Origin of the sequence: Idiomarina zobellii (genome assembly GCF_900100855.1) — a bacterium.
Lineage (GTDB): Bacteria > Pseudomonadota > Gammaproteobacteria > Enterobacterales > Alteromonadaceae > Idiomarina > Idiomarina zobellii.
The window spans coordinates 191,465-213,411 of record NZ_FNCB01000001.1 but is presented as its reverse complement, the minus strand read 5'-3'; the positions used below and the strand labels follow the sequence as shown (position 1 = coordinate 213,411).

General features: G+C 46.8%; 24 protein-coding genes and 1 other RNA gene. 15 read left to right on the top strand and 10 right to left on the bottom strand.

Going from position 1 to position 21,947, the window contains the following annotated elements:
• Nucleotides 1-51 precede the first annotated feature (51 nt).
• The 4 genes from rnhB to BLT32_RS01000 all read left to right on the top strand — a co-directional run bounded on the left by rnhB (nucleotide 52) and on the right by BLT32_RS01000 (nucleotide 4,657).
• Entirely contained in the window at nucleotides 52-615 is a 564-nt protein-coding gene (gene rnhB, locus BLT32_RS01015; protein WP_053952448.1) for a ribonuclease HII, read from the top strand.
• Nucleotides 616-683: 68 nt separating this feature from the next.
• Nucleotides 684-1,619: an isopenicillin N synthase family dioxygenase gene (locus BLT32_RS01010; protein ID WP_053952447.1), complete on the top strand. Its 936-nt coding sequence runs from the start codon at nucleotides 684-686 to the stop codon at nucleotides 1,617-1,619.
• A gap of 27 nt (nucleotides 1,620-1,646) precedes the next feature.
• Nucleotides 1,647-3,455, top strand: coding sequence for a bifunctional metallophosphatase/5'-nucleotidase (locus BLT32_RS01005; RefSeq protein ID WP_235443929.1), 1,809 nt, complete (start codon nucleotides 1,647-1,649; stop codon nucleotides 3,453-3,455).
• Nucleotides 3,455-4,657 (top strand): multidrug effflux MFS transporter, encoded by a 1,203-nt coding sequence (locus tag BLT32_RS01000; protein ID WP_053952445.1) that lies wholly within the window; start codon nucleotides 3,455-3,457, stop codon nucleotides 4,655-4,657. The genes BLT32_RS01005 and BLT32_RS01000 overlap by 1 nt, the downstream gene beginning before the upstream one ends.
• Before the next feature lie 4 nt (nucleotides 4,658-4,661).
• Here BLT32_RS01000 and BLT32_RS00995 read toward each other — a convergent pair whose 3' ends face one another.
• Nucleotides 4,662-6,230 (bottom strand): AbgT family transporter, encoded by a 1,569-nt coding sequence (locus BLT32_RS00995; protein ID WP_053952444.1) that lies wholly within the window; start codon nucleotides 6,228-6,230, stop codon nucleotides 4,662-4,664.
• A 117-nt stretch (nucleotides 6,231-6,347) separates the two neighbouring features.
• Nucleotides 6,348-8,801: an acyl-CoA dehydrogenase FadE gene (gene fadE, locus BLT32_RS00990; protein ID WP_053952443.1), complete on the bottom strand. Its 2,454-nt coding sequence runs from the start codon at nucleotides 8,799-8,801 to the stop codon at nucleotides 6,348-6,350.
• 143 nt (nucleotides 8,802-8,944) lie between these two features.
• On the opposite strand from fadE, the gene BLT32_RS00985 reads away from it, so the two are divergent.
• On the top strand, nucleotides 8,945-9,700 hold the full coding sequence (locus tag BLT32_RS00985) for a DUF3108 domain-containing protein (protein ID WP_053952442.1): 756 nt from the start codon (nucleotides 8,945-8,947) through the stop codon (nucleotides 9,698-9,700).
• Nucleotides 9,701-9,705: 5 nt separating this feature from the next.
• Here BLT32_RS00985 and purN read toward each other — a convergent pair whose 3' ends face one another.
• Both purN and purM read right to left on the bottom strand, forming a co-directional pair.
• Nucleotides 9,706-10,344, bottom strand: coding sequence for a phosphoribosylglycinamide formyltransferase (gene purN / locus BLT32_RS00980; protein WP_053952441.1), 639 nt, complete (start codon nucleotides 10,342-10,344; stop codon nucleotides 9,706-9,708).
• Nucleotides 10,344-11,399: a phosphoribosylformylglycinamidine cyclo-ligase gene (purM, locus tag BLT32_RS00975; protein ID WP_053952440.1), complete on the bottom strand. Its 1,056-nt coding sequence runs from the start codon at nucleotides 11,397-11,399 to the stop codon at nucleotides 10,344-10,346. Before purM ends, purN begins: the two co-directional genes overlap by 1 nt.
• Before the next feature lie 119 nt (nucleotides 11,400-11,518).
• Between purM and BLT32_RS00970 the strand changes: the two genes are divergently transcribed.
• The 5 genes from BLT32_RS00970 (at nucleotide 11,519) to BLT32_RS00950 (ending at nucleotide 15,918) form a co-directional block, all read left to right on the top strand.
• Nucleotides 11,519-12,667 (top strand): peptidase C39 family protein, encoded by a 1,149-nt coding sequence (locus BLT32_RS00970; RefSeq protein ID WP_053952439.1) that lies wholly within the window; start codon nucleotides 11,519-11,521, stop codon nucleotides 12,665-12,667.
• A gap of 76 nt (nucleotides 12,668-12,743) precedes the next feature.
• Nucleotides 12,744-13,862: an NADH:flavin oxidoreductase gene (locus BLT32_RS00965; protein WP_053952438.1), complete on the top strand. Its 1,119-nt coding sequence runs from the start codon at nucleotides 12,744-12,746 to the stop codon at nucleotides 13,860-13,862.
• A gap of 24 nt (nucleotides 13,863-13,886) precedes the next feature.
• Entirely contained in the window at nucleotides 13,887-14,540 is a 654-nt protein-coding gene (elbB, locus tag BLT32_RS00960; protein ID WP_053952437.1) for an isoprenoid biosynthesis glyoxalase ElbB, read from the top strand.
• 108 nt (nucleotides 14,541-14,648) lie between these two features.
• Nucleotides 14,649-15,008: a transfer-messenger RNA gene (gene ssrA / locus BLT32_RS00955) on the top strand.
• A gap of 112 nt (nucleotides 15,009-15,120) precedes the next feature.
• On the top strand, nucleotides 15,121-15,918 hold the full coding sequence (locus BLT32_RS00950) for a DODA-type extradiol aromatic ring-opening family dioxygenase (protein WP_053952436.1): 798 nt from the start codon (nucleotides 15,121-15,123) through the stop codon (nucleotides 15,916-15,918).
• A gap of 7 nt (nucleotides 15,919-15,925) precedes the next feature.
• Here the strand turns inward: BLT32_RS00950 and BLT32_RS00945 are convergent, their stop codons facing one another.
• Nucleotides 15,926-16,432, bottom strand: coding sequence for a hypothetical protein (locus tag BLT32_RS00945; protein ID WP_200906788.1), 507 nt, complete (start codon nucleotides 16,430-16,432; stop codon nucleotides 15,926-15,928).
• A 170-nt stretch (nucleotides 16,433-16,602) separates the two neighbouring features.
• Here BLT32_RS00945 and BLT32_RS00940 point away from each other — a divergent pair, with 170 nt between their 5' ends.
• A complete protein-coding gene (locus BLT32_RS00940; RefSeq protein ID WP_053952435.1) occupies nucleotides 16,603-17,121 on the top strand; it encodes a DUF1543 domain-containing protein in 519 nt (172 codons plus the stop codon).
• Between the two features lie 24 nt (nucleotides 17,122-17,145).
• Here the strand turns inward: BLT32_RS00940 and BLT32_RS00935 are convergent, their stop codons facing one another.
• The 4 genes from BLT32_RS00935 to BLT32_RS00920 form a co-directional block, all read right to left on the bottom strand.
• Nucleotides 17,146-17,394 carry a hypothetical protein gene (locus tag BLT32_RS00935; RefSeq protein ID WP_143020932.1) on the bottom strand — a complete coding sequence of 83 codons (249 nt, stop codon included), beginning with the start codon at nucleotides 17,392-17,394 and terminating at the stop codon, nucleotides 17,146-17,148.
• A gap of 61 nt (nucleotides 17,395-17,455) precedes the next feature.
• Nucleotides 17,456-18,256, bottom strand: coding sequence for an NAD-dependent protein deacetylase (locus BLT32_RS00930; protein WP_053952433.1), 801 nt, complete (start codon nucleotides 18,254-18,256; stop codon nucleotides 17,456-17,458).
• Nucleotides 18,257-18,273: 17 nt separating this feature from the next.
• On the bottom strand, nucleotides 18,274-18,600 hold the full coding sequence (locus BLT32_RS00925; protein ID WP_053952432.1) for a type II toxin-antitoxin system RelE/ParE family toxin: 327 nt from the start codon (nucleotides 18,598-18,600) through the stop codon (nucleotides 18,274-18,276).
• A complete protein-coding gene (locus BLT32_RS00920) occupies nucleotides 18,600-18,875 on the bottom strand; it encodes a type II toxin-antitoxin system Phd/YefM family antitoxin (RefSeq protein ID WP_053952431.1) in 276 nt (91 codons plus the stop codon). Before BLT32_RS00920 ends, BLT32_RS00925 begins: the two co-directional genes overlap by 1 nt.
• Before the next feature lie 97 nt (nucleotides 18,876-18,972).
• On the opposite strand from BLT32_RS00920, the gene BLT32_RS00915 reads away from it, so the two are divergent.
• The 4 genes from BLT32_RS00915 to BLT32_RS00900 all read left to right on the top strand — a co-directional run bounded on the left by BLT32_RS00915 (nucleotide 18,973) and on the right by BLT32_RS00900 (nucleotide 21,416).
• Entirely contained in the window at nucleotides 18,973-19,185 is a 213-nt protein-coding gene (locus tag BLT32_RS00915) for a DUF1653 domain-containing protein (RefSeq protein WP_053952430.1), read from the top strand.
• Nucleotides 19,186-19,194: 9 nt separating this feature from the next.
• Nucleotides 19,195-20,394 (top strand): putative manganese transporter, encoded by a 1,200-nt coding sequence (locus BLT32_RS00910; protein WP_053952429.1) that lies wholly within the window; start codon nucleotides 19,195-19,197, stop codon nucleotides 20,392-20,394.
• A gap of 96 nt (nucleotides 20,395-20,490) precedes the next feature.
• Nucleotides 20,491-21,015, top strand: a complete 525-nt coding sequence (locus tag BLT32_RS00905; protein ID WP_342341494.1) for a manganese efflux pump MntP — start codon at nucleotides 20,491-20,493, stop codon at nucleotides 21,013-21,015.
• A gap of 26 nt (nucleotides 21,016-21,041) precedes the next feature.
• Nucleotides 21,042-21,416: a YchJ family protein gene (locus BLT32_RS00900; RefSeq protein ID WP_074668854.1), complete on the top strand. Its 375-nt coding sequence runs from the start codon at nucleotides 21,042-21,044 to the stop codon at nucleotides 21,414-21,416.
• A gap of 8 nt (nucleotides 21,417-21,424) precedes the next feature.
• Here the strand turns inward: BLT32_RS00900 and BLT32_RS00895 are convergent, their stop codons facing one another.
• Nucleotides 21,425-21,892 (bottom strand): DUF4199 domain-containing protein, encoded by a 468-nt coding sequence (locus BLT32_RS00895; RefSeq protein ID WP_053952426.1) that lies wholly within the window; start codon nucleotides 21,890-21,892, stop codon nucleotides 21,425-21,427.
• Nucleotides 21,893-21,947 lie beyond the last annotated feature (55 nt).

Sequence of the window (21,947 nt, the reverse complement as noted above, 5' to 3'; positions counted from 1 at the left end):
TCATAACCATTATTTGGCGTATGAACAAAGCAACAAGGTGAAAATTTCCTCATGATTTGTGGTGTCGATGAAGCGGGCCGAGGTCCTATTGCAGGACCCGTTGTTGCCGCTGCGGTTATTCTTGATCCTGAACGTCCTATTGAGGGGCTTAATGACTCAAAGAAACTGAGTGAGAAGAAGCGCGAGAAGCTCAGTGTGGAGATAAAGGAAAAGGCGCTGTATTGGGCAATAGCGCAGTCAGACCCTGACGAGATTGAACAAATAAATATACTCTGGGCAACCATGAAAGCTATGCAACGCTCAGTAGAAGCGTTACCCGTATTACCCAGCAAAGTGCTGATTGACGGTAACCGAGTGCCCGAATTGACGGTACCCGCTGAAGCTATTGTTGGTGGTGACGCTCGTGAAGAAAGCATTGCTGCTGCGTCTATTTTGGCAAAAGTAGAGCGTGACAGACAGATGCTGGAATGGCACGAACGCTACCCGCAGTATGAGTTTAATAAACACAAGGCATACGGAACAGCACGGCACATTGAACTACTGAAGAAATACGGACCTTGCCCCATTCACCGACGTGACTACAAGCCGGTTCGAGAAGCGCTGGCTAACTTGTGATTTTGTTGCCTAAGCCCTAAAATACAGGGCTTTCCTGTTTTCCTAAATTAATAAGTTGGAACGCCACCATGCAGTCTATTCCGCACGTCGATATGCGACGTTATCACGATAATTTTGATGCATTTACTCAGGATGTTGGCCAAGGTTATGAAAAGTATGGCTTTATTGCATTAACGCAACACGGTGTTGATACAGCGCTTATTGAACGTGCGCTAGACACGTGTCGTGAGTTATTCGCATTGCCGGACGAGGTGAAAAAACAATATCACCGTCCCGGAGAAGGTGGCGCTCGCGGCTATACGCCTTTTGGCACTGAAATAGCGAAAGACGCAGAGCATGTGGACTTAAAAGAATTTTGGCATGTTGGGCGCGAAGTGGAAGGTACGCCGGCTTATCCGCAGCTGTTACCGAATGTTTGGCCAGAAGAGTTACCAAAGTTTAAAGACGACATGCTGGCCATCTATGAAGCACTGGATAAGCTGGGTAACCAGGTGTTAGATGCACTGGCCGTTTACTTGGGTCAGCCAAAAGACTTTTTCCGCAACAAGGTGAATAACGGCAACTCAATTTTGCGCCCACTGCATTACCCGCCTATTATTGATGAAGATACACCGTCTGTACGAGCGGGTGCGCATGAAGATATCAACGTTCTGACCTTATTAGTTGGCTCAAGAGAGCCGGGTCTGGAAGTTCTGGCGAAAGACGGTAGCTGGGTGCCGGTAACCATTATTGAAGGTGCCATTATTTGTAACGTGGGTGATATGCTACAGCGTTTAACCAACCATGTGTTGCCCTCGACTACGCATCGTGTGGTTAATCCGCCTGCGCCTTACAATGAGAAGTCGCGTTACTCTATTCCGTTCTTCTTACACTTTAACCCGGACGTAATGATAACCCCGTTGGAAAGCTGTATAACTGAACAAAACCCGCAGCGTGACGAACCCATTACGGCGGATGATTATTTAATGCAGCGTTTGCGTGAAATTGGTCTTATTAAAGACTAATAGCAACCGACACTAAGGAGTATGCAGGTGAATAAGAACAAGCGTCTTTTGAGTCAGTTAGTGCGCGGTGCTGCTATTGCGTTCGGCTCTGTTGCATTACTGAGCTGTGCATCAACACCAGAGCAAGCGCCCCAAAATGAGAGTTTTGAGCTGACAGTGCTGCACGTTAATGATCACCACTCAACCTTAGACGCCAAACAGCAAACGCTGGTATGGGCTGAGCAGGAGTGGCAGGTAGAAGCTGGTGGCTTTCCACGCGTTGGCGCGCAGATAAAAGCGCTGCGAGCGGCTAATGATAATGTTCTTACCCTGCATGCCGGTGATGCGGTGACAGGTAGTTTGTATTTCACGCTGTTTGGCAGTGAAGCCGATGCCCGCATGATGAATAACGTTTGTTTTGATGCCTTCACTATTGGTAACCATGAGTTTGATAACGGTGATGCAGGCCTTGCTAAGTTCTTACAGCAGTTAGGTACCGAGCAGTGCCAAACCGCCAAATTAAGTGCCAATATTAAGCCTGAGGTGGGTGAGTCGCCACTGACACCAGACAACGAGTGGCATATGTTTAAGCCTTACACCATTGTTGAGCGTGGCGGTGAAGAGGTAGCAATTATTGGTTTAACCATTGCCAGTAAAACAAAAAAGTCTTCTCAGCCAGACCGAAGCACCGAGTTTTTAGACGAATTTGAAACGGCGCAAAAATATATTGCCGAAGTTCAGCGCCAGGGCGTTGAGAAAATTGTTTTGCTCACTCACATTCAATATGAGCGTGACAAGGAACTGGTTAAACAATTACCTGGCGTCGATGTGATTATTGGTGGTGATTCGCATACTTTACTCGGTGATTTTAGTGAGTTTGGTATGAAGTCTGCCGGATCGTATCCGACAGAATTAACCAATGCGGATGGTGACAAAGTGTGTATTGCCCACGCCTATCAGTACTCGCTGGTTGTCGGTGAATTAAAAGCTGAGTTTGACGGCGATAAAATCGCAGCTTGTGGTGGGCGACCTCACTACTTATTGGGTAAAGACATTCAGGTGTCTGACGGTATTGTGACGACCTATGAACCGATTACCACCGCATTAAAAGAGAGCGGTGTTTATAGCTTCGTTGAACCCGATACCGAGCTTCAGTCCATATTAGAAGACTATCGAAGCAAAGTTGACGATTTTTCAGCAGAAGTTATTGCGGATGTGCCTCAGCAAATTTGCTCTCAACAAGTTGATAGAAACCGTCGTGCTGGCTGTGCGCAGGTAATCAGCTCAGGTGCTCATCGAGTGGTTGCTGAGGCCTTTTTGCACTCTGTACCAGAGGCTGACTTTGCGATTCAAAATGGTGGTGGGGTGCGCTCAGATATTTCAGAAGGCGACTTTACCGTCGGTGACGCTTTTACCGTGCTGCCTTTCGCGAATACTTTGGTGAAGCTAGAGCTGACAGGCTCCGAGTTTAAGCAGGCAATGGAAGAAGCTTTAGCCTATGCTGTTTCTGATGGCGGCTCTCAAGGGGCTTACCCTTATGGTGCCGGCATTCGTTATTCAGTCGATTTAACGGAAGAAACCGGCTCCCGCGTATCTAACCTGGCAGTGTGGGATAAAGGCAGCCAGACCTGGCAGCCTATGTCGGCCAGAGCGACTTATATTTTGGTAACGAACAGCTTCATTGCTGGCGGCCAGGACGGTTGGGATACATTCTACCGTATTAGTGAGCGGGGGCGTGCCCGCAATACCGGTATTGACTATGCTGAGTCACTAGTGAATTACGCCAGAGCTCAAGAGGTTCTGCAACGACCTGAGGAGTTTGCAACTCAGTCATATACGCCTGTAGAGGATAAATAATGGCTCACTCGTTTGAGCCCAGGCCTGTCTCCGATAACGCCAGATTCGATTTTATTGTTGTCATTCTGGCGTTACTTACCGCGTTTGCGCCGCTGTCTATTGATATGTATTTGCCGGCGTTTAGTGCTATCGCCAGCGATTACGTAACCGACACTCATCACGTCGAATTATCGCTTACGTCGTTCTTCTTTGGCTTGTTCATAGGTCAGCTGCTGTACGGTACGGCTACCGATAAGTTTGGCCGTAAGAACCCACTTTATATCGGTTTGGCAATTTATGTTGTTACTTCCGTTGCCTGTGCTTATGCACCGGACATTCAGTGGTTGATTGTGCTGCGATTCTTTCAGGCTATTGGTGCCTGCGCGGGGATTGTTATTGCCCGGGCTGTCGTGCGTGATCTCTATACGCCGCAAGCATCAGCGCGGGTCTTTTCGTTTTTAATATTGGTTATGGGCGTTGCGCCTATTTTGGCGCCGTTGTTCGGGGCATATATTACCGAATGGATGGGCTGGCGAGCACTGTTTCTTATTGTCGCGGCTCTGGGGGTTGCTTCCGCAGTGACTATTCACTTTGTGCTGCCGGAAACACGCGGACGCCGTTACGATGTGCGTATGCGCCATACCGGAACAACCTATTGGGCGGTATTTCGGGATCCTTCCTTTTTACGCTATTCACTGACAGGGGCTATTGCTCAGTCCGGGCTGTTCGCCTATATCACCGGCTCGCCGAAAATGTTTATTGAAATTTTCGGGTTGGATCCAACGCACTACAGTTGGTTATTTGGTGTGAATGCTATTGGTATTATCGGTTTTTCTCAGCTCAATGGTTGGTTACTGAAATATCATTCCTCACGAAAAATACTGAATGTCTCTTTGCCGATACTGGCCATTGTTTCGACTATTATGTGTGTGATGGCGTATATTCATGCCAGTTTCTGGGGCATTTTGCTGCCTTTATTTGCTTATATATCAACGCTTGGCTTAGTCTTTCCTAATGCTATGGCGGGGGCGCTGGCAGAGCAACAGGAGCGCGCAGGTTCGGCGTCCGCCGTTACTGGTAGCTTACAGTTTTTAATTGCGGGGTTGGTATCGGCCGGCGTAAGTCAGGCAGGGAGTTTTACCGATTACGCAATGGCGTGGGTGATAGGTGTGGCCGGCTTATTAGCGGTTATTGCATACCGCGTAATGCGCCGGCCAGAATAAGAGTTTATCCGTAATAAGTTGGGGCTGCCGGACCAACTGGTAGCCCAAAGCCGAATACCCAAATAAAGAACAATATTGTCCAACCGATGAAAAACATCATTGAGTAAGGCAGCATCATCGCGACCAATGTGCCAATACCTAAATCTTTCTTGTAACGAGCTGCAACAGCCAGTATCAAACCAAAGTAACTCATCATCGGTGTTATGACGTTAGTCACCGAATCGCCGATACGGTAAGCCGCCTGAATCACTTCTGGTGAGTAACCAATAAGCATCAGCATAGGTACGAAAATTGGCGCAGTAATAGCCCATTGTGCCGATGCTGAACCCAGCATTAGGTTTACAAACCCACAGACCATAATGAAGAACACAAAAATGAGTGGGCCGGTCATGCCTATATTGGTCAGAAACTCTGCGCCGTTAATAGCGAAGATGGTGCCAAAGTTGGTCCATTTAAAGAAGTTAACGAACTGCGCGGCGAAGAAAACCAGCACAATGTACATACCCATGGTTCCCATGCTGTGCGACATTGCGTCAATGACGTCACGGTCGTTTTTCATGGTGTTTACGACACGGCCGTAAACAAAACCCGGAATGGCAAAGAAGAAGAAAATGTAAACCACGACACCTTTTAAGAATGGAGAGCCTTTCACTAAGCCGGTTTCCGGGTGTCGGAGAATGCCCCATTCGGGTACCACAGTGAGAGCGAGAATACCTGACAGTACTAACACACTTAGTCCGGCTAACTTTAAGCCACGCTTTTCCAGAGCACTTAGCGGCTCCATAGAAGACTGATCGGACAAATCAATAGAAGCTTCGTCTTTATTGTATTTGCCAAGTTTGGGCTCCACGATTTTGTCCGTAATGACTGCACCCAGAATGGCGATGAGAAAGGTGCTTATCATCATGAAGTACCAGTTGGCTTCAGCGCCAACGGTATAGTTCTCGTCGACAATCTTTGCGGCTTCCTGGGTTATCCCTGACAGTAATGGGTCAACGGTACCAATTAACAAATTGGCACTGTAACCTGCAGAGACACCGGCAAATGCAGCGGCCAAACCAGCCAGTGGGTGGCGGCCTAAGCCGTAAAAAATCATTGCTGCAAGCGGAACCAACACCACGTAGCCGAGCTCCGATGCCGTGTTAGAGATAACACCGGCAAAAACGACCGTTACGGTAATTAACTTAGGTGGGGCTTTCATAACCAAGCCACGCATAGCCGCAGAAATGAGACCTGAACGCTCAGCCACACCAACACCTAATAAAGCGACAAGCACCGTCCCCAATGGCGTAAAGCCAGTAAAGTTCGTCACCAGGTTGGTCACAATTTTTTGTATACCTTCGGCGTTTAATAAGCTGACTGCCTGGATAACAGTCTCGCCGTCGCGAGGGTCGATAGCGCTGACACCAAAATAAGCAGCAATGCCACTAGCGACAATAACCAGCAGACAAAAAATTGCGAATAGCGTTATAGGGTGAGGAAGTAAATTACCCAACCACTCGACCATGTCGAGGAAGCGAGTAAACCAGCCGCGCTTGCTGGTCTCTGAGTAACCATTATTGGAAGACTGCATACCTTTCGCCTTTATTATTTTAAAGTCAGAATGTTTAAAACAGCGCAGAATTCTAGCATAAAAAAAAGGCGACCCTGCAAAACAGAGTCGCCTTATTTGCGTTAAGACGCTTAGCGTTTAAGCTGCATCACTTTCTTTTAGGTTTTTCAGCGCGTAATCAAACGCCGCTTTACCTGCCAATAAGTCTTCCGGTGCGAAGTCGTCAACATTGATAGTGCGTAAACGGCCTTCTTCCGCTTTTTCCAGAAGAGCAACTTCGTCATCGCTTAGTACGCCCAGTTCTTTACCTTTGGCACCAATTTGGTCCAACTGAGTAAAGCTGAAGCGTTTACCCGCTGCTTTACAAACTTTGTCGTACAGTGGCTCAGCGGCAATAACGTTTTGTAGTGTTTCTTCTAAGAAGCCAAAGTGACCTTCAGGGCTCAGGAACTGGCCTTTACCCAGGCGAGTACGTACGTCATTAGGTGACATCAGCATACGCGCAATTTTGTGGTCGTTCTTGTCGCTTGGACGCTTCGCAATGCGGCCCAGCGGGAACATAATGGCGCGCATGACAGAGCCAACACCACCAAAGTTATCCAACATAGACAGTTGAGCTTCCTGAAGCTTGTGCAAGGTATCCTGCATAGCCCAATGCATCAGTGGCAAGTCTTCTTTAATTTGCCCTTCATCATGGAAACGTTTCAAAATTGCAGAGCCAATGTATAGGTAGCTCAACATATCGCCTAAGCGGGCCGATACACGCTCTTTACGCTTCAGGCTGCCGCCAAGCACACCCATAGCAACGTCAGATAATAATGCCATGTTGGCGCTGAAACGGTTCATTTGTTGGTAGTACTTACGTGCAGGACCACTGACTGGTACTGAACTTAAGCGGTGACCACCAAAACCATAGAATACCGAGCGCATGAAGTTGCTTGCCGCAAAACCGATATGACCGAATAGGGCGTTATCGAACTTCTTCAGTGCTTCAGGACCTTGTTCTGCAGACGCTTCCATTTCCTTAAGAACGTAAGGATGGCAGCGAATGGCGCCTTGACCGTAAATCATCATGTTACGAGTCAGAATGTTCGCACCTTCAACGGTAATAGCCACTGGCACGCCCTGATAACCACGACCTAAGTAGTTGTTTGGACCTAAACAAATACCTTTACCACCATGAACATCCATTGCGTCATCCATGCAGGCACGCAATTTTTCGGTCATGTGGTATTTCGCGATAGCACCGATAACGCCAGGCTTTTCACCCAAGTCGATGCCTTTTGTTGAAAGGGTAGTGACTGCGTCCATTAAGTACGCATTACCAGCCAGGCGAGCCATTGGCTCTTCAACACCTTCCATTTTACCAATTGGTAATTTGAACTGACGACGAATGCGTGAATACGCACCGGTCGCCAGAGCAATAGATTTAATACCACCAGCACTGTTTGACGGTAGGGTAATTGAGCGACCAACCGACAAACACTCAACCAGCATACGCCAGCCTTTACCGGCATTTTTCTGACCACCGATAATGTAATCAAGTGGTACAAATACGTCGTTACCGCGAATAGGACCGTTTTGGAACGGAACGTTAAGCGGGAAGTGACGACGACCAATTTCAACGCCTTTGGTGTCACGCGGAATAAGCGCACAGGTAATACCCAGCTCTTCTTCTTCACCGATTAAACCGTCAGGGTCGTACATTTTGAATGCCAGACCTAATACCGTCGCAACCGGTGCAAGCGTGATGTAACGCTTGTTGAAGTTAAGTTTAATACCAACAATTTCTTCGCCGTTCCATTCGCCTTTACAGACAACACCTGAGTCAGGAATAGCCCCTGCGTCAGAGCCTGCTTCCGGACTGGTCAGCGCGAAACATGGAATTTCGTCGCCACTAGCCAAGCGTGGCAGGTAATGATCCTGCTGTTCTTTGGTACCATAGTGCTGCAACAATTCGCCAGGACCTAATGAGTTAGGTACACCGACTGTTGATGCTAATACCGTACTAACGCCCGCAAGCTTTTGCAGCACACGAGACTGAGCGTACGCTGAAAACTCAAGACCACCGTATTCTTTTTTGATGATCATGGCGAAGAATTTTTTCTCTTTCAGGTACTGCCAGACGTGCTCAGGCATGTCTGTCAGTTCATGCGTAACTTCCCAGTCGTCCAGCATTTTGCAGACTTCTTCACACGGGCCGTCTAAGAACTCTTGCTCTTCTGCTGTTAGCTCAGCTTTTGGTACGTCCAGTAACTTCTTCCAGTCCGGGTCGCCACTGAATAAGTCGCCGTCCCACCAAACTGTACCGGCTTCTAACGCATCGCGCTCAGTATCAGACATTTCTGGCATGACTTTGCGATATGCTTTAAGAATCGGTTTGGTTAGCAAGTTCAGGCGAACGGGTGCTAAATTAATAGGTACTAAGATAACGGCAAGAATTGTCCAAAGCACAGGGCCGACAATTTCCAGTACGTTACCAATAGCAAACATAGCGACCATGCCCACGCTGAATAACAGTAGGCTGGCGCGCTTGTAAATAAGAGCTGCCGCAACAATAACGGTAGCGATAATCCAAAGTGCAATACTCATAGTGTAATACTCCGATTTGGAGGTCTGACCAGTTATACTGTGCAAGTTAGATCAACCAGACATTATTTTCAAGAAAAATTTGAACGCGCGTTTGAATTTTCTGTCAATGTAAGTATCCAGTTGTCACGGCGAATGGAGTGGTGATGTTAAAACGGACAATGTATTTTTTAATGGCTTCTACTGTACTGAGTTTCTCTCAGCTTGCGCCAGTTCACGCAGACGATACTGCAAAAGCAACTCAGGGCATTAACGATACCATGAAACCGTATGAAGCAAACTACGTTATTACACGTGGCGATAGTGAATATGGTGAGGGCTATCGATATTTAGAAGTGTCGCCTGACAACGAGTGGCAGTTGCGCACAAAATCTGACATTTCCTGGTTCATTTTGTCGGACACAAGAGAAGCTCGGTCTGTCTTTATTGTGGATGATGAAAATAATCGACTGGAGCCCCGCGAGTTTATTTACATGCGTACGGGAACCGGATCAGACAAGTCTTTTCATGGTGAATTCCGAGCAGATGATAAGAAGGTCCGCAATGTCGATACCGGTCGTATGTTGGATATAAATTGGGAAAATGCGTTGTTTGATGAAGCGAATGTCATTGAGCAGTTACGCATTGATGTATCGGGTGGAGCGGAGCAGTTTAAATACCGGGTGGTTAATGAGAAAGGTGAAGAAGACGAGTACCGTTTCAGAGTGATGGCCGAGAGTCAGATTCTGTCCTTGCCATATGGAGAAGTTGAAGCGATAAAAGTAGGGCGCGTTCGCGACAATAACCGCCGCCAGACGTTTTTCTGGTTTGCCCCCGAATTAAACTACGTGATGGTTAAAATGCAGCAATTCAAAGAAGGTGACGAACAAGCCACCATGTCTTTGAGAAGTTTAGATATGTGATCAATTTACTCCGAGGCGTAGCCCTGAGCGCCTAATACTTCACCGTCTAAGGTCACGCGGCCGTTTTCGAGCTTTAAACGCTCCTGACAAAACCAGTTAACCACAAGCGGGTAAATGCGGTGCTCTTGTTCGTGAACACGGGCTTGAACTTCGTCGACTGTGTCGCCTTCAAAAATAGGTACTTTGGCTTGCAATACGATCGGACCGCCATCGAGTTCTTCGGTGACGAAATGGACGCTTACGCCATGCTCGGTGTCGCCAGCGTCTAATGCCCGTTGATGGGTATTTACACCTTTGTATTTCGGCAAAAGAGAAGGGTGGATGTTGAACATGCGACCTTCGTAATGGCGCGTGAAGTCACCAGTAAGTATTCGCATAAAGCCAGCTAAGACGACTAAATCGGGCTGGTAACTATCAATTAACGCTTTAAGTTCAGCATCGTAAGCCTCGCGTGAATCAAATTCTCTGTGGCTCAGCACTTCGGTGCTAATTCCCTTGGCTGCGGCTTTTTCCAGACCTTTCGCGGAAGCTTTATTCGAAATAACGGCAACCACTTCACCGGCGACTTTACCGTCTTCGCAGGCCTGTTGAATGGCCTGCATATTACTGCCGGTGCCTGATATCAATACAACAATGCGTTTCATTAGTGAGTCTCGTCGGCCAGAATGTCGACTTGCTCTTCGCCTTCTGAGGCATTGGCAATGCGGCCGATTTTCCACGCATCTTCGCCAGCGTCGGTCAGTATCTGAATGGCTTTATCGGCTTGGTCATTAGGCACGGCAATAACCATACCCACACCGCAGTTAAAAGTGCGGTACATTTCTTTCATACTGACGTTGCCGTTGTCTTTTAACCAATCGAAAATAACCGGCCAGTCCCAACTGTTCCCGTCAATAACCGCTTTACTGCCTTTCGGAAGGACTCGTGGAATGTTTTCCCAGAAGCCGCCCCCGGTAATGTGTGACAATGCATGTACAGGAACATGCTTAATCAGTTCAAGCACTGACTTCACATAAATGCGAGTTGGCTCTAGTAAATGATCCGCTAGCGTTTTGCCTTGTAGGTGAGACTCTAAGTCGGCACCGCTGACTTCAATAATTTTACGAATCAGTGAGTAGCCGTTTGAGTGCGGGCCGCTTGATGCCAGAGCGATTAAGGCATCGCCGTCAGCAACTTTGGTGCCATCGATAATTTCTGATTTTTCGACAACACCGGTACAAAAACCCGCTAAGTCGTAGTCGCCGTGTTCGTACATGCCCGGCATTTCTGCTGTTTCACCGCCGATAAGTGCGCAGCCTGATTGTTCACAGCCGTCACCAATGCCTGCGACTACGTCAGCAGCAACGTCAACGTCCAATTTGCCTGTTGCGTAGTAGTCCAGGAAGAACAGAGGCTCTGCACCTTGCACAATAAGGTCGTTAACACACATCGCGACTAAATCGATGCCGACACCGCGGTGTCGTTTAAGGTCGATAGCTAAACGTAATTTTGTACCAACACCGTCAGTACCTGAGACTAAAACGGGTTGTTTGTATCCTGCCGGAATTTCACAAAGTGCGCCAAACCCACCAATGTTACCCATTACTTCTGGTCGATGCGTGCGTTTAGTCACGCCCTTGATACGGTCAACCAATGCATTACCAGCGTCAATATCGACGCCCGCGTCTTTGTAACTTAAAGAAGGTTTGTTATCGCTCACAGAATTATCCCGACAGGCAAAAAATTTGCGCGCAAGTTTAACACGATTCGTGGTACAAAAGGTAGTCTGTAGCCTGAGGTTATTCCCTCAGGAACTTTGTTATGAGGTGTGCTCTAAGTATGGCTTCTCAAAGCTATAAAATAACCTGTGCTCAACCACTTCATCTGGATGCCGTAGCAATACTGGAAGCCCGGACTTACCCCGAAGATGCCATCAGCAAGCGTAGCTTCCGCCGTTTTATTGAGTCTGAAACGGCCGACTTTTATGTACTTGAAGTGAACGGCAACGTCGAAGGTTATGTTGTGGTGTTGTATCGCAACAACACCAACTTGGCTCGTTTGTATGCGCTGGTGGTCAGTGAGCGTTGTCGTCATAAAGGCTACGGACGTTTATTGCTTCATAAAGGCGAAGAGTTAGCTGACGAACGGCATTCTTTATTTTTACGCACCGAAGTGGCGGTGTCTAATAAAGTCGCTCAAAAGCTACTTATTGGTGATGGGTTTCACTCTATAGAGTTGCGTGAAGCCTACTTTCCGGTGACTCAGTCACAGTCGAGTGACGCGCTTGTTCTGCAAAAACTCCTACCACGCTATGAACTCGGCGAAGATGCCGGTGTGGGCGCTACCGAAACCTACGTTCCTATGTTAACCCAGTCGACAGAGTTCACCTGTGGGCCGGCGAGCTTATTAATGGCGCTTGATTACTTTGGCTACCCAAGTCATGACCCTCAATCTGAAGAGCTGGAAATTTGGCGCGAAGCAACCACTATTTATATGACCTCTGGACACGGCGGCTGCGGGCCTTATGGATTAGCTCGCGCCGCGTTAAAAAGAGGCTTGAATGTTCGTGTTGAGGTGAATACCGATCAGCCATTGTTTGTCGACTCGGTAAGGCATGAGCAGAAGAAAGCCGTTATTGAGCGAATACAGCAAGTCGATATCGGCTATTTGCGTGAAAGAAATGTAGCCGTGTCTGTGGGCGATTACACACTAGAGTCGTTGTGTCGTGACTTGGCGGCCGGGTCGTTGGTCATGGCGCTTATTTCAACCTATTTGTTTGATGGCATTCGAGCACCCCATTGGGTTCTGATATGCGCCGCAGACGACGGTTTTGTTTATATTAATGACCCCGATTACGATACCTTACCCTGGCAGTCGCCGACAGAAAGACAATACCTACCCATACCGGTCAAAACGTTCAGTAAAGCCTTTGGATATGGCGGCAAGAAGCAAAAAGCGGCAGTCATTTTATCGGTTAAAAATAGATAAAGTGATCAAATCACCTTGAAATCTTCGTAAATATGCACAAAGTCATAGATTAGTTCCTAACAAAAAAGGATTCCGTATGAGCTCTGCATTTGATGATTTCGAGTTAAAAGGCCACAAGTTTGATAATCGCTTTGTGGTTGCGCCAATGACCCGCACCAGTGCTGATAAAAAAGGTAAGCCAACCGAGCTTATGGGTGAATACTACGAGCGATTCGCTAAAGGTGGCTGGAGTATGATTATCAGTGAAGGTGTTTATACCGACCGTCAGGCAAGCCAGGGATATATCAATCAGCCGGGTATTACTGATGCACCGCAAACCGATGCCTGGAAAGAAATTGTTGAAAGAGTACATGAGCATGGCTGCAAATTTATATTACAGCTGATGCACGCGGGCGCCCAGTTCCAACACAATGAATATACGGACACGCCGATCGCGCCAAGTGCCGTGCAGCCTAAAGGTGAGCCATTGAGTTTATATGGTGAAACTGACGGCTGGTCAGAAGTTAAAGCAATGGATGAAAGCGACTTCGATGCGGTTATGCAAGGCTTCGTTGGCGCCGTGAAGCGCGCAGAAGAGGCAGGGTTTGACGGTATTGAGCTGCATGCCGCCAATGGTTATTTACTGAATGAATTTTTAAGTGACTATTTCAACCAACGTGAAGACCAATGGGGTGGCAATATTGGTAAGCGTATTAAGTTTGTTGAAATGGTTGCAAAAGCGGCGAAAGCAGCTGCAAAAGATGACTTCATCATCGGTATTCGACTGGGGCAAATTACGGTGACCGACCCGGATTATCATTGGCCAGAAGGCGAAGACGCGATGATAAAGCTGGTGAAAGCCTTGAAAGAGGCTGGAATAGACTATATTCATACAGCGGATACCGACGTAAATCGTAAGCCATTTAAAGGTGGCAGTGCGAAAACGCTGGCGGAGATTGTGCAGGAATTCAGTGATATTCCATTGATAGTCAACGGCGGCATTGACCAGAGTAATTATGAACACGTAGCCGCGCATTATCCGAACGCGATGTTGGCGGTGGCTAAAGCGGCGTTGGCAAACCCTGACCTCCCGAAGCGTTTGAAGTCAGGTGACAAAATTGAAGATTTAGACTTCGCCATGTTGCAGCCGACAGCAACGCTTGAAAATGAATGGAAATGGCGAACTGAGCACGATAAACATATAAACGATAAATAAACTGACGTTTAAGTAGAGGTTTTTATGAAAAAAGTAGCGGTACTATTGTCAGGTTGCGGTGTGTTTGACGGCGCTGAAGTGAATGAAGCGGTATTAACTCTGTTGCACCTTACCAAGCAAGGTGCTGCTTATCAGTGTTTCGCTCCCGACATCGAGCAAATGCACACCATTAACCACTTGAAAGGCGAAGAAAATGGCGACAAACGTAATGTACTGGAAGAAGCCGCACGCATTGCTCGGGGAGAGGTGAAACCGTTAAGTGAACTGGAGGCATCAGAATTTGATGCCTTGATGTTACCGGGAGGCTTTGGTGTTGCGAAGAACTTTTGTGATTTTGCAGTGAACGGAGCCGAAATGACCGTTAACGAGCAAGTTCTTAAGGTTGGTAAAGCCTTTATTGATGCAGAGAAGCCTGCAGGCTATATGTGCATTGCGCCTGTTTTACTGCCACATATTTATGGTAACGGTGTGAAAGTGACTGTGGGGAATGACCAAGAAGTCGCTGGCTCAATTAATACAATGGGTGGCGAACATGTTGACTGTGGCGTGCGCGATATCGTGGTGGACGACAAGCACAAACTGGTGACAACGCCTGCTTATATGTTGGCAGACAACTTAGCGGATGCGGAAGAGGGCATTCGCAAATTGGTAGAAAAAGTGCTTTATATGGCAGCATAAGGCGTGAAAGCCTAATAATTCACCGTTTAAGTACGGAACTTATAGCGCTTAAACGGTGTCTGAGTTATAGTATCGACATTACGTCATTAAGAACTGACAGAAAACTTTGGGGCTGATCAGGATTCGACGGGATACACGAAACCCAAGGTGCATGCCGAGGTGAGGCTGGCCTCGTAAAAAGCCTCAACGTTATAGTTGCAAACGACGACAACTACGCTCTAGCGGCTTAATAACCCGCTAAGCCCGTCCCCCAGCGCTTTGTCTACGAGACTGGATCAGGACGGCTCGACCTAAGGTAGACTCGCGTGGATGCTTTGTCCGGAGCTGAGGCGTTAAACTTAATCGGACTCACCTATGAACGAAGCCTGTTAGTCGGCGTCGCATAGGTTAAACAAAAGACTGACTAAGCATGTAGGACCGAGGATGTAGGTATTGCGGACGCGGGTTCAACTCCCGCCAGCTCCACCAATTCCATAAAAAGCCGCTCACCCGAGCGGCTTTTTCATTGCCTGTAGCCGACGTTGCGCGTCAGGTGTAGACTCTATCCAAAGAAGTAAGCCGGATAAATGAGGAGTGACTAATGAGACAGGTTCTATATATCGCTCACGGTGGCGGCCCTATGCCACTATTAGGCGATAAAAGTCATGAAAGCCTGAACAACGCGCTTCAGGATGTTGCCTCGCGTATGCCAAAACCCGATGCCATTCTTGTTGTTAGCGCTCACTGGGAAGCTGATATTCCGCATGTAACGACCGGTGAAAAACCGGAGCTAATTTATGATTATTACGGTTTCCCGCCAGAATCGTACCAAATCACTTATCCAGCACCTAGCGAGCCTAATTTAGCTAAAGAACTACTTGGAGCAATAACGGCGGCGGGCATCGAGTCGGTGGGGGAGCCGGAGCGTGGTTTTGACCATGGCCTTTTCGTGCCGCTTAAAATTATGTTCCCACAGGCTGATATTCCTTGCGTACAGCTGTCGCTGTTGAATACGCTTGATGCTAATGCTCACATCAAACTGGGGAAAGCCTTGGCGAACCTCGATTATGACAACCTGCTAATTTTGGGGTCCGGCTTTTCATTCCACAATATGAAGGCATTTTTCTCTCCGGAAGACGCGACAGCAGATAGTAAAAACGCAGAGTTCCAAAGCTGGTTAGAGCAAGTATGCAGTAGTAAAACGTTAAATGAAGAAGAGCGCGCTGATAAACTCAGTCATTGGCAACAAGCACCATTTGCCGAGTTTTGTCATCCGCGCGAAGAACACTTGCTACCGTTACACGTTTGCTACGGCGCTGCAGGAAAAGCCAGTGACGAAGCGATTACCGTAACAGCACTTAATAAAGAAGCTCGAATGTTTTACTGGCAGCTAAATTAGCCTTTAGTTAGAGAGTCTGTGAAAACGACGCTAATTGCTGCGCCAACACACCATCAACTATCGGAGCTAGCTTGGTAAAGTCGGTGGTTGGGTAGCCGCCGACGATGTAATTCAGCGACACTTTGTTATCGCTAAAACTAATGGTCATGGTGCCGTTCATACCTAAGGATTGTAATGGTCCTAGACCACCGACTAACCGCAGGGTTTTTCGTGGGTCAACATAAGCAACCTGCATGTGCATTGCCTGCAAATCTCCGTTAATTTCGCAGAAACACCCGCCGGCTGTTGCTTCAATACTTAAGTTCGCCGCATCGCCAAACCAGGTATGATCGTCCAGCCACCATTCACTAACGTTATTGATAAAATGTCTATAACCCTGTTGAGCAGAGCCCTCAAAGCTTTGCTCTAGTTGTATTTGAAAGCCGTGCTCTGATGATGAAGCGACTTCAGCCTGGCTGAACGTAGCGAAACAGAGTGCTACCGCTGCTAAAGCCATTTTTATTGTTGTTTTCATTTTGTGTTCCTATTCTTAGTGGGCGGCTATTTTAAAGTAGACCTCAGGGTCTTCGTTGATAGTTTCTAATACTTTAGCAGCTAACCCAGTAGGGTTTCTTCTTTTGCTTTACCCAATTTCAGTTAAACTGGACGAAAGTTTGAAATGAAAGCAACGGATACAACACCTTCATGCAAAAACTCTACTTAACCTACGTTGGCGGTACTGCTCCCGGTGCGAATATTGAGCTACATGATGTTCGTTTTGTTGTGGGGGAAACTATTGAGAATACCTATTCGGCCATTCGAGCAGGTTGGTTCGGTACACAAAAAGGCTTGCATCTGGACAGCTATGTTCAGTTGCACCATGTCGATGGTTATCGTATTGAACTTGCACAAGAGCCACAATCGACTTGTGCTAAAAAGCTTTATTTCGTGAACTTTGGCGGTTACTTTGACGGTAAGTTGGCGGAGTTTCATGATTTTACGGTTGTTGTGGCCGAATCTGTTCAAGCGGCTAAACAGTTGGCGAAAGTACAAGTTATCAATAAAGGCTTAGCTGGTGCGGAGCAATTGCATAAAGATGACTTGATAGCTGTCGACGATTGCCTGTGTCTCGATCTTATCGATAGTCACTACATTCACTTGTACCACGACGGCAAAAGCCAGCCTTTGGTTCCTGATTGGAAAGGTTATCAGCCGCTTCCGTGATGAGCGTATTAAATGACATGGGTATTACTGTTCGAGCTTTTTATGACGAAGGTTTTTCCACACGTGATAAACCAACGAAATGGTGAAAGCCGTGGCAAAGTGTAAAACGCCGGCGTGTCCCCAGGTAAACTCCCCAGTTTGAAAGTAAGTGACGAGCATGGCGGCAACTGAGTAACCACCAACCAATACTAGTGTTAAGTATAGCGTAGAGAGTACCGGGTTACTGTCTGAAACCATAACGGCATATTCCTTCGGTTGTTTATTAATCTTCATAAGGTAAGTTATTAAAACTACTAGTCAAATTTTTCGATGCAACCATAAGGAAGTGCTTGTTTCACACCAACACACTCTCAATATCTTCATCTATTTTAAATGTAGCTAAGTCATCAGCGCGGGTTTTACCGCGTGTTAAAATGGCGATGGGTTGGTTATTTTTAGCGGCCTGGCGGGCAAAGCGATAACCCGAAAACACCATTAATGATGAGCCTATAACTAATAACCCTTCGCTTTCAGCTAACGCCTGCTTTGCTTCTGCGACACGGGTCTTCGGCACCGTGTCGCCAAAGTACACTACGTCTGGTTTTAAAATACCGCCGCAATTTAAGCAGTCGGCTATTTGGAAGGTTGAGAAGTCGGTTTCTATGTCAGCATCGCCGTCGGGTAGGGCGGTGGCGTCCATTTCAGCGAACTCTGGGTTCAGTGCCAGGCAGCGTTCGTGCATTTCCAAACGAGGCGATTGTGCGCCACAGCTCATGCAAACCATTTCATTAGCGTAGCCATGTAAATTTATTACGTCTGTGGCTCCGGCTCTTTGGTGTAAGCCGTCTACATTTTGAGTAATGATAGTACCGATTAAGCCTTCTTTCTGCATTTTTGCTAGTGCCAAATGTGAAGCATTAGGCTGTGCGTTATAGAGCACCGGCCAACCGTGTAAAGCGCGTGCCCAGTAACGCTTGCGCAGTAGCTCGTTAGTCATGAAGTCGCGATGCTGCATCGGAGGAGCGCTTTTCCAGTTACCGTTACTGTCGCGGTAGTCGGGAATACCTGAAGCCGTACTTAAGCCTGCACCTGTTAACACGGTTACTGGTTTATTCTGCTCTAAAAAATGTTGGAGTGTTTTTCTATTCTCAGACATAAAGCTTCTAGTTGAGCCTAACCTTGCAGCAAACGCCGCTGCAGTAATGCTTGCATATCCCGGCGACCATCAGCAACGATAAGAACAAAAACATCGGTGTTGATTATTCTGTATATACAGCGATACGGAGGCGTTTGAATTTGACGAAACTCTTTTATACCAAGTGACGTAAGTTCGTTTGGGTATGCCCCACGCTCCGGCGATTCGCTTAAGCTGGCAACTGAAGACCTTAACTTTTCAAGAGTATTAAGCGCTTTAGCTTTAGAGTCGTTTAGAGCTATGTAATCAACAATGTCCTGAATATCTTTAATTGCGTCAGCGGTCAGTTTTACAGAGTAGGTCATTAACGATCATTAAGCTCTTGTTTTAGATTATCAAAAGCGCTGTCGGCCGCTTGAATGTTGCCGCTCTCTATTTGCTGGTTACCCAAGGCTAGAATTTTAAGCATGGCCAGTGTTTCCTGAGTCTTTTCAAAGCTCTTTACGTCCTGAACCACCATCTTCGCTTCACCATTCTGAGTAATGTACATTGGGCCTTCACTCTCAGTGAGCTCTAATGAAATTTTCGCAGCATTGGCTTTTAAATAGCTTATCGGTTTAATTTTGTCAGAAAGTGCCATAACAGATCCTGGTAACTAAATTTGGTCTAAATATAGTCTTTATTTGCGATGCGGTCAAAAAGCTTTACTATGAAAAAAACACGCAACAAAGAAGCTTATGACAATAACCCCCGGTATTTACGAACACTACAAAGGCAACCGTTACCGAGTGATAGACATGGTAACGCACAGTGAAACGGAAGAAACGCTGGTACTGTATCAGCCGCTGTATGGTGAACAAAAACTATGGGTAAGACCGTATGATATGTTTATCGAGTCAGTCGACGTTGGAGGGCAGAGCGTGCCTCGATTTCGTCTCATAAAGGAGTAGTCCGGCAGTATGGACTCAAAATTGAAATTTAACGAGCTCATGATGGAATGCAAGGAAGGTCAGCTGAAGCCGAACCTCCGCATTATTCTCCCTATTCTGCTTGCTATTTTGTTGCTTGTTCCTGTTACTCGTGCGGTGACACTTCAAGTGTTGTCGGACGCGTTTTTGCAGGTATCTGTATTTGTCTTTGCGTCGCTGGCGCTGTATTACAGTTTAACTCGCAACCTCGATAAAGAGCGTTTAGCCAGTTATATGCAACGGCATCCACTACAGGAAGTTGCTATAGCTGCGTTACTGGGCGCGTTGCCCGGCTGCGGTGGCGCCATTATTGTCGTGACACAGTTCACTCGCGGTATGACAAGCTTTGGTGCAGTGGTTGCTGTGTTAACCAGTACTATGGGCGATGCTGCGTTTTTACTGCTGGCACAAAAGCCTGCTGATGCGTTACTTATTGTCGCAATAAGTTTGGTGGTTGGAGCCATCAGTGGCTATATCGTTAATCTGTTTCATAAAGGGAAAACCGATTGGCTACTGAGTAAAGGCGCTACTGAAAGCAAAGAAAGCCTGTGTGGACCCGAGCCAAGCAGAACCCGCAAAACGGTGCTGAGGTGGTCTGTGCGTTTTTGGAAAGTTATTTTTATACCCGCACTTATTGGGGCAGTCGCGGTTGCACTTCAACTTGAGCTTAACGAGCCGTTAAATTTACCCCCTAATACCGTTGAGACCATTGCCGCAACAGCGACTTTTCTTATTTTGGTGTTATGGGCGTTTACGTCAGATCTCACCGGTTATTCATCGATTACCAGTGAAGAGCCCACAACGCATCATGAAGGGTGGTTGAATAAATCGGTTCTAGACACTCAGTTTGTAACGGGATGGGTCGTCCTGGCGTTTTTAGCTTTCGAGATTCCAGTACAGCTTTTTGGTATTGATGTGGCTGGCATGTTTAATTCCTGGGGACCAATGGTCGTATTAATGGCTGTGGTTATTGGCTTTTTGCCAGGCTGTGGACCGCAAATACTCGTGACTAGTTTGTACATTAATGGTTCTATTCCTTTTTCTGCCCAACTTGGTAATGCTATTAGTAATGACGGCGATGCGCTTTTTCCTGCCATCGCGTTAGCTCCAAAAGCGGCAATGTTAGCAACGGTTTATTCGGCTATCCCAGCCTTTATTGTGGCTTATGGCTATTACTTTTTATTTGAGTAAGGGCTGGGCGTTTCTGTGTTACTATGCGCGCCAATCTGAAAACGCTTAACCTTTTATATTATGACTGTTATTGCATTAATCCTCCTTGCGTTTGCTATGTCAACGGATGCGTTTGCTGCAGCAATTGGTAAGGGAGCAGCATTACGCAAACCAACGTTCAAACAAGCCGCTAAAATAGGTATTCTGTTTGGTGTGATTGAAGGTTCTACTCCGCTTATCGGCTGGCTTATTGGCTATTCCGCAAAGTCTTACGTGCAGGCGTGGGATCATTGGTTAGCTTTTGGGCTATTAACGATATTAGGCCTTCACATGATTTATGAGGGAGTAAAAACAGAAGAGGATGACGCTGACTTTACTCCGAATACTGGCTCTTTTCTTAAGCTAGTCGTGACCGCAATAGGAACGAGTATTGATGCGCTAACTGTAGGAATAACCCTGGCATTTATTGAAGTGAACATCTGGCTTGCGGCTGGGTTAATTGGGCTAGCGACCGCAATAATGGTAACTATTGGTGTGCTCTTGGGCCGTATCGTTGGAGGCTGGCTAGGGCAACGAACAGAAATTTGTGGTGGTGTGGTTCTAATTACTATTGGTATATGGGTTTTGTATAGTCATTTATAGTTATCAGAAAATACTAGGTGTAGGTTATGAGTAGAGAGCTGTGTCCATGCGGCAGTGGAGATGAGTATTCAGGGTGTTGCGAACTGTTACATATTGAGACGATGCGGGCCGACACCCCAGAGCAACTGATGCGATCACGTTACAGTGCCTTTGTAAAACAGATTACCAATTACCTACTGAAAACCTGGCACTCCAGCACACGTCCCATGATGCTTGACTTATCGGACTCACCTGATTGGCTAAAATTACAAGTCATGTCTTCTGAACAAAAAGGTGATAAAGGCAAAGTACACTTCCGGGCGTTTTATAAAGAGGGCGCTGACGTGGATTTTATGGAAGAGTATTCCGACTTTGTGCGCGAGCAGGGCCGTTGGTTTTACCTAAGTGGTAAGGTGAAATAACGACGCTCCTAAGAACGTCGTTTTAAAAAGAGAGCGACAACAGCTGCGGTGATTGCGCCCATCACCAAGGCGCCTATTGCTGATTGCATCATGTACGATGTCAGATTGAAATATTTTTCAGCCTGGTCGTCGTTCATCATGCCAGATGCAATGGCGTGGCTTTTCATATTTGGAAAGAACTGCGGAGAAATAACATAGTGAACCAATAATTGCACAGCGGGCGATAGCACCGCCACCACAACCGCAATTTTCAAACCGCTAATAAAACCTTGTAACCATGTCATTTCTTGATTGGGTAATGACGCCCTTTTATCGCGTAACGCAATGATATAAATGACAATGGCCACCATGGCAAACACGTTGGTAAATATCGCGTGATACTCGATATTATGAGTGTGTAAGCCTGTTAGCCTCTCAATGATCAGCCACAAAATAATCGCTGCAACGAAAATTAAGCCCCATTTTATTTCTTTCATGTTGTAACCTTTGTTTGTTTATTCAATTATTAGGTTATAAAGATAGCAGTAAACT

Coding starts and splice junctions, on each gene's coding strand:
- BLT32_RS01000 (WP_053952445.1), top strand. CDS start 3,455: ATGGCTCACTCGTTTGAGCCCAGGCCTGTCTCCGATAACGCCAGATTC.
- BLT32_RS00995 (WP_053952444.1), bottom strand. CDS start 6,230: ATGCAGTCTTCCAATAATGGTTACTCAGAGACCAGCAAGCGCGGCTGG.
- BLT32_RS01010 (WP_053952447.1), top strand. CDS start 684: ATGCAGTCTATTCCGCACGTCGATATGCGACGTTATCACGATAATTTT.
- BLT32_RS00915 (WP_053952430.1), top strand. CDS start 18,973: ATGACAATAACCCCCGGTATTTACGAACACTACAAAGGCAACCGTTAC.
- BLT32_RS00970 (WP_053952439.1), top strand. CDS start 11,519: ATGGCTTCTCAAAGCTATAAAATAACCTGTGCTCAACCACTTCATCTG.
- BLT32_RS00910 (WP_053952429.1), top strand. CDS start 19,195: ATGGACTCAAAATTGAAATTTAACGAGCTCATGATGGAATGCAAGGAA.
- BLT32_RS00920 (WP_053952431.1), bottom strand. CDS start 18,875: ATGGCACTTTCTGACAAAATTAAACCGATAAGCTATTTAAAAGCCAAT.
- BLT32_RS00985 (WP_053952442.1), top strand. CDS start 8,945: ATGTTAAAACGGACAATGTATTTTTTAATGGCTTCTACTGTACTGAGT.
- rnhB (WP_053952448.1), top strand. CDS start 52: ATGATTTGTGGTGTCGATGAAGCGGGCCGAGGTCCTATTGCAGGACCC.
- BLT32_RS00905 (WP_342341494.1), top strand. CDS start 20,491: ATGTCAACGGATGCGTTTGCTGCAGCAATTGGTAAGGGAGCAGCATTA.
- elbB (WP_053952437.1), top strand. CDS start 13,887: ATGAAAAAAGTAGCGGTACTATTGTCAGGTTGCGGTGTGTTTGACGGC.
- BLT32_RS00940 (WP_053952435.1), top strand. CDS start 16,603: ATGCAAAAACTCTACTTAACCTACGTTGGCGGTACTGCTCCCGGTGCG.
- BLT32_RS00900 (WP_074668854.1), top strand. CDS start 21,042: ATGAGTAGAGAGCTGTGTCCATGCGGCAGTGGAGATGAGTATTCAGGG.
- BLT32_RS00945 (WP_200906788.1), bottom strand. CDS start 16,432: ATGAAAACAACAATAAAAATGGCTTTAGCAGCGGTAGCACTCTGTTTC.
- BLT32_RS00950 (WP_053952436.1), top strand. CDS start 15,121: ATGAGACAGGTTCTATATATCGCTCACGGTGGCGGCCCTATGCCACTA.
- BLT32_RS00895 (WP_053952426.1), bottom strand. CDS start 21,892: ATGAAAGAAATAAAATGGGGCTTAATTTTCGTTGCAGCGATTATTTTG.
- fadE (WP_053952443.1), bottom strand. CDS start 8,801: ATGAGTATTGCACTTTGGATTATCGCTACCGTTATTGTTGCGGCAGCT.
- BLT32_RS00935 (WP_143020932.1), bottom strand. CDS start 17,394: ATGAAGATTAATAAACAACCGAAGGAATATGCCGTTATGGTTTCAGAC.
- purN (WP_053952441.1), bottom strand. CDS start 10,344: ATGAAACGCATTGTTGTATTGATATCAGGCACCGGCAGTAATATGCAG.
- BLT32_RS00930 (WP_053952433.1), bottom strand. CDS start 18,256: ATGTCTGAGAATAGAAAAACACTCCAACATTTTTTAGAGCAGAATAAA.
- BLT32_RS00925 (WP_053952432.1), bottom strand. CDS start 18,600: ATGACCTACTCTGTAAAACTGACCGCTGACGCAATTAAAGATATTCAG.
- BLT32_RS00965 (WP_053952438.1), top strand. CDS start 12,744: ATGAGCTCTGCATTTGATGATTTCGAGTTAAAAGGCCACAAGTTTGAT.